Raw genomic sequence first — 2,290 nt, 5'->3', positions numbered from 1 at the left:
CCGCGAGCGTGGTGCCGTCGCTGCTCGGTGTGCTGGAGCCCGGGGACCTGGCGGGCGTCGGCTCGCTGGTGGTCGGCGCCGAGGCGATCGAACCGGGCCTGGCGGCCGCGTGGGCGCGGGACCGGAACCTGGTCAACACCTACGGACCCACCGAAGCCACCGTGATCGTGGCCACCGGATCGGTCGACCCCGGACGCGAGGGGACGGTCCCCTTCGGTTCACCGACGGCCAACACCCGGCTGTACGTCCTCGACGGATCGCTCCAGCCGGTCGCGGCCGGTGTCGTGGGCGAGCTGTACGTGGCGGGCGCGCAGCTTACGCGCGGCTACCACGGCCGCCCCGAACTCACCGCCGAACGCTTCGTCGCCTGCCCCTTCGCCGGGGCCGGGGCGCGGATGTACCGGACCGGCGACCTCGCCCGCTGGGAGACCGACGGCCAGCTGACCTTCGCCGGGCGGGCCGACGAGCAGGTCAAGCTGCGCGGGTTCCGCATCGAACTGGGCGAGGTGCAGTCCGTGGCGGCCGGGCACCCGGAGGTGGCACAGGCCGCCGTCGTCGCCCGTGAGGACACGCCCGGCGACAAGCGCCTCGTCGCCTACGTCGTGCCTGCGGACGGCGCGGATGCCGGACTGCCGGCGTCGGTGCGCGCGCTCGTGGCCGAGCGTCTGCCGGAGTACATGGTCCCGGCCACGGTCGTGGTGCTGGACGAGCTGCCCCTGACCGTGAACGGCAAGCTGGACCGCAAGGCCCTACCCGCGCCCGACTACGGCGACGCGGTGAGCCCGGGCCGGGCCCCCTCCACCCTCCACGAGGAGATCCTCAGCGGCGTCTTCGCCCAGGTGCTGGGCGTGGACACCGTCGGCGTCGACGACGACTTCTTCACCCTCGGCGGCCACTCCCTCCTCGCCGTTCGCCTGGTCAGCCGCGTGCGGGCCGTGCTCGACGTGGAAGTGCCGCTCCGTGCGCTGTTCGAGGCGCCGACGGTGGCCCGGCTCGCGGCCAGGATCGCCGGCGCCGACCGGGCCCGCCTGGCGCTGGCCGCCCGGGAACGCCCCGAGCGGGTGCCGCTGTCGTTCGCGCAGCGCCGCCTGTGGTTCATCGGCCAGCTGGAGGGGCCGAGCGCGACCTACAACATCCCGATGGTGCTCCGCCTGGCGGGCCGGGTCGACGCCGAGGCGCTCGGCGCCGCCCTGCGGGACGTCATCGGCCGCCACGAAGCGCTGCGCACGGTGTTCGCGGTCGCCGACGGCGAGCCGTACCAGCAGGTGCTGGACCTGGCGGACCTGCCGTGGAAGCTCGACGTCGTGGACCTCTCCACCACGGTGGCCGACGTGGACACCGCGGTGTCGGAGGCGGCGCGGTACGCCTTCGACCTCTCGGCTGAAGTGCCCATCCGGGCCTGGCTGTTCTCGGCCGACGCGGACGAGCACGTGCTCGTCGTGACCGTGCACCACATCGCCGGTGACGCCTGGTCGATGGGACCGCTGGCCCGTGACGTCTCCGCCGCGTACGCCGCGCGCCAGGAGGGGCGGGCGCCCGAGTGGGAGCCGCTGCCGGTGCAGTACGCGGACTATGCGATGTGGCAGCGCGAACTGCTCGGCGACGACCAGGACCCGGACAGCGTCGTCTCCCAGCAGATGGCCTACTGGCGCGAAGCGCTGACCGGGATCCCCGAGGAACTGGCGCTGCCCTTCGACCACGCGCGCCCGTCGGTGGCCAGCCACCGCGGGCACGGAATCTCCCTGGAGATCCCGGCGGAGGTGCACGCGCGGCTGGTGGAGCTGGCGCACGCCGAGGGCGTGACGGTCTTCATGGTGCTCCAGGCAGCGCTGGCGGTCACGCTGTCGCGGTTCGGCGCCGGAACGGACATCCCGATCGGGTCGGCGAACGCCGGACGTACGGACGAAGGACTGGACGACCTCGTCGGCTTCTTCATCAACACGCTGATGCTGCGTGCGGACCTGTCGGGGGACCCGACGTTCCGCGAACTGCTGGCGCGGGTACGGGAGGCCGGTCTGTCGGGCTTCGCGCACCAGGACGTGCCGTTCGAGCGGCTGGTCGAGGAACTCGCCCCGACGCGCTCCCTGGCCCGGCACCCGCTGTTCCAGGTGATGCTCACCCTGCAGAACAACGCGGATGCGGCCCTGGACCTGCCCGGGGTCCGGGCGGGAGGGACATCGGCCGGTGTGCCGGTGGCCAAGTTCGACCTCGAGTTCAGTGTCGGCGAGTCCTTCGGGCCCGGCGGTGTGCCGGCGGGTCTGCGTGGCGCGGTGGTCGCGGCGGCGGACCT

1 protein-coding gene is annotated in these 2,290 nt (G+C 73.5%); it reads left to right on the top strand.

Features of this window, described 5'->3' with window-relative positions:
• Nucleotides 1–2,290: condensation domain-containing protein (locus ABTY04_RS40780; protein WP_352218482.1), on the top strand; the 2,290-nt coding region annotated here is incomplete at both ends.

It is taken from the genome of Streptomyces sp. NPDC097981, assembly GCF_040302565.1.
In the GTDB taxonomy this organism is placed as follows: domain Bacteria; phylum Actinomycetota; class Actinomycetes; order Streptomycetales; family Streptomycetaceae; genus Streptomyces.
This window is presented reverse-complemented; position numbering and strand designations above follow the sequence as displayed.